Source organism: Pseudomonas tehranensis, from assembly GCF_014268615.1.
Taxonomy (GTDB): Bacteria; Pseudomonadota; Gammaproteobacteria; order Pseudomonadales; family Pseudomonadaceae; genus Aquipseudomonas; species Aquipseudomonas tehranensis.
The window spans coordinates 1-3,113 of record NZ_JABWQV010000385.1; the positions used below are offsets into that span (position 1 = coordinate 1).

The following is a 3,113-nucleotide window of genomic DNA, read 5'->3' on the forward strand; positions in this document are numbered from 1 at the left end:
CGCGAGCAGGCTCGCTCCCACAAGGGGATTTTCAGTGTGGCTTAGAGCGGCTTGCTGCCGATGCTGACGCCTAGGGTATGACTGGCCTGCGGCAGCAGCGTTACCACATCGTCCATCACATTCGCCGTCTCGATACACAGCATGCGCTGCCAGCCATCGTCGGCCATGTCGCTGAAGGCCTTGGCGCGTTCGGTCCAGGGGTTCCAGATCACCGCCGAGCGTGAACCGCTGCTGGTCAGTTCGATGCGTCGTTCCCAGTGCGGGTCAACGATGCTCAGCGTCGGTGGGGTATCGAGATAGATGCGATCAGTCTCGCCGGCAAAGTGCAGATCGCCGGCCTGGGTTGCGGTATTCCAGTCGTCCAGTGTTTCGATATAACGCAAGCCATCCACGCCTTCGACATGCACGTTGCGCACGTCACTGACAGCAAAGTAACTGTGCAGTGCCTGGCTCAGACTGACGATTTCGCTGCCGCGGTTATGGCTGGTGAGGTGGATGTGCAACTGCTCGTCCATCACGATAGTCAGCGTCAGGTCCACCTGATGGGGCCAGCCCGAGAGGCCATTTTCGGGGTAGGGCAGCACGAATTCCACCTTGAGGCTTTCGCCTTCGGTTTCGATGCCCTTCAACTCCCAATCCATCGCCCGCACCAGGCCGTGAGCGGTGGCCGGTTCGTTGCTCACGCGCATGGCCTGCACGCTGTCGGGGTTGCGCGTCAGGTTGCCGAACCACGGCCAGCACACCGGCACCCCGGCACGGATGCTCTTGCCCGCCTTGAACGTTGCCTGGTCGTTGAGCCAGATCAGCGGCGGCTGGCCGTCGACCTGATAGCTGAGGATGTGCGCGCCTTGCTGGGCCACCAGCAACTCGGCCTGACCGTGGCGGATGCGCCAGCCGTTCAGTTCATCCAGTTTGACGGCTTCGACATGGGGCGTAGGCATACTGCAAATCTCGCTCAGGAACATGAACTGCAATGGACCGCAAAACGGCCCCCGTGTTTAACGGGCGCGCGGCGGAACCGAGCGGGTACGGCCACTGCCATCGATGGCGACGAACACAAACACTGCCTCGGTGACCTTGCGCCATTCGCTGGACAGCGGGTCGTCACTCCAGACCTCGACCATCATCTGGATCGAACTGCGGCCGATCTCCAGCGCCTGGGTATAAAAAGACAGCTGGGCACCCACGGCCACCGGCACCAGAAACGCCATGCGATCGATCGCCACGGTGGCCACGCGTCCACCGGCCACTTTACTGGCCATGGCCGTGCCGGCCAGGTCCATCTGAGAAACCAGCCAGCCGCCGAAAATATCGCCAAAGCCGTTGGTTTCGCGGGGAAGCGCGGTGATTTGCAGGGCCAGGTCGCCTTGCGGGATTGGATCTTCCTGTTCGAGCTCTATCATGCCGGGGGGGCCTCTGACCCGTAACTCTGTCTGATGTATCAGGTGAATAGCCGTCTTTGAAAAAAACGATTCAGCCCGAACATGCGTTCGTCACGTTTTTCATAAAGGCGTGCCAAAGGGAAACTCTGCGAAACCGGCTGGCAGGTTACTACGCCACCAACGACGTTTTCGCACAGCAACCCCTTACAGAGTGTTGCAAGGTTGCGAGTATATCGAGCGATAGACGTCGAGACGACCACCCGGTTCCGATTTTGACTGTCAATTACGCACCTCTATGTGCTTTTTTGAACAATTTGCTATCGTGCCGAGCCTGCCCACCGTTGTCCGGGGTTGCAGAACTGACTATAAGAGAAGCCCTTGCCATGACCACTGCGCCTTCGAGCACGGCGACACCCGTTCAATCGGCTCGTCCGTTGACCCGTAACGATTACAAGACCCTGTCGCTTTCTGCCTTGGGCGGTGCGTTGGAGTTCTACGATTTCATCATTTTCGTGTTCTTCGCCACCGTGGTCGGCAAATTGTTTTTCCCCGCCGAAATGCCTGAGTGGCTGCGCTTGATGCAGACGTTCGGCATTTTTGCCGCCGGTTATCTGGCCCGGCCGCTGGGCGGGATCATCATGGCGCACTTCGGTGACCTGCTGGGACGCAAGAAAATGTTCACCCTGAGCATTTTCATGATGGCCGTGCCGACCCTCATCATGGGATTGCTGCCGACCTATGCCCAGATCGGCATGTGGGCGCCAATTCTGCTGTTGCTGATGCGGGTGATCCAGGGGGCGGCCATTGGCGGCGAAGTGCCGGGGGCTTGGGTATTCGTTTCCGAGCACGTCCCGGCGCGCCACATCGGTTATGCCTGCGGCACACTGACCTGCGGCCTGACGGTAGGCATTTTGCTCGGTTCGCTGATGGCCACTGCCATCAACAGCATCTACACGCCCGTAGAAGTGGCGGATTACGCTTGGCGGATTCCGTTCCTGCTGGGAGGTGTGTTCGGCCTGTTCTCGGTGTACCTGCGTCGCTGGCTGCACGAAACCCCGATATTCGCCGAGCTGCAACTGCGCAAGGCCCTGGCCGCAGAAGTGCCGTTGCGCACCGTGATGCGCGATCACCGTGGCGCCATCGTCATTTCGATGCTGCTGACCTGGCTGCTGTCGGCCGGCATCATCGTGATCATCCTGATGACCCCGACCGTGCTGCAAACGGTGTATCACTTCAGCCCGACCACCGCGTTGCAGGCCAACAGTCTGGCGATCGTATTCCTGAGCTTTGGCTGCATCGGTTCTGGCGTGCTGGCCGACCGCTTCGGGGCCGGACGAGTGTTCGTGTTCGGCAGCGCGTTGCTGTTGATCACCTCCTGGACCTTCTACCACAGCCTGTTCAACCATCCCGACTGGCTGTTTCCGCTCTATGCCCTGAGCGGGCTGCTGGTGGGCACCATCGGCGCGGTGCCCTACGTCATGGTCAAGGCGTTCCCGGCCGTGGTGCGTTTCAGCGGCCTGTCGTTCTCCTACAACCTGGCCTATGCAGTCTTCGGCGGCCTGACTCCGATGATCGTCACCCTGCTGCTCAAGGAAAGCCCGATGGGGCCGGCCTATTACGTGGCCGTTATCTGCGGTATCGGGATTGCGGTGGGGGCGTATCTCTGGAAGAAAGGTCGTTAGGCCTTAATCGACTGCATTGACCTCATCGCGAGCAGGCTCGCTCCCACAG

General features: G+C 60.2%; 3 protein-coding genes. 1 reads left to right on the plus strand and 2 read right to left on the minus strand.

Annotated elements, in window-relative coordinates; translation table 11 throughout:
• Positions 1 to 41: 41 nt before the first annotated feature.
• On the minus strand, positions 42 to 941 hold the full coding sequence (locus tag HU811_RS26160) for a D-hexose-6-phosphate mutarotase (protein ID WP_186658957.1): 900 nt from the start codon (positions 939 to 941) through the stop codon (positions 42 to 44).
• 57 nt (positions 942 to 998) lie between these two features.
• Entirely contained in the window at positions 999 to 1,403 is a 405-nt protein-coding gene (locus HU811_RS26165) for an acyl-CoA thioesterase (RefSeq protein ID WP_003177184.1), read from the minus strand.
• A 362-nt stretch (positions 1,404 to 1,765) separates the two neighbouring features.
• Between HU811_RS26165 and HU811_RS26170 the strand changes: the two genes are divergently transcribed.
• Complete coding sequence (locus HU811_RS26170) at positions 1,766 to 3,064, plus strand: MFS transporter (RefSeq protein WP_186658958.1); 1,299 nt, start codon at positions 1,766 to 1,768, stop codon at positions 3,062 to 3,064.
• Positions 3,065 to 3,113 lie beyond the last annotated feature (49 nt).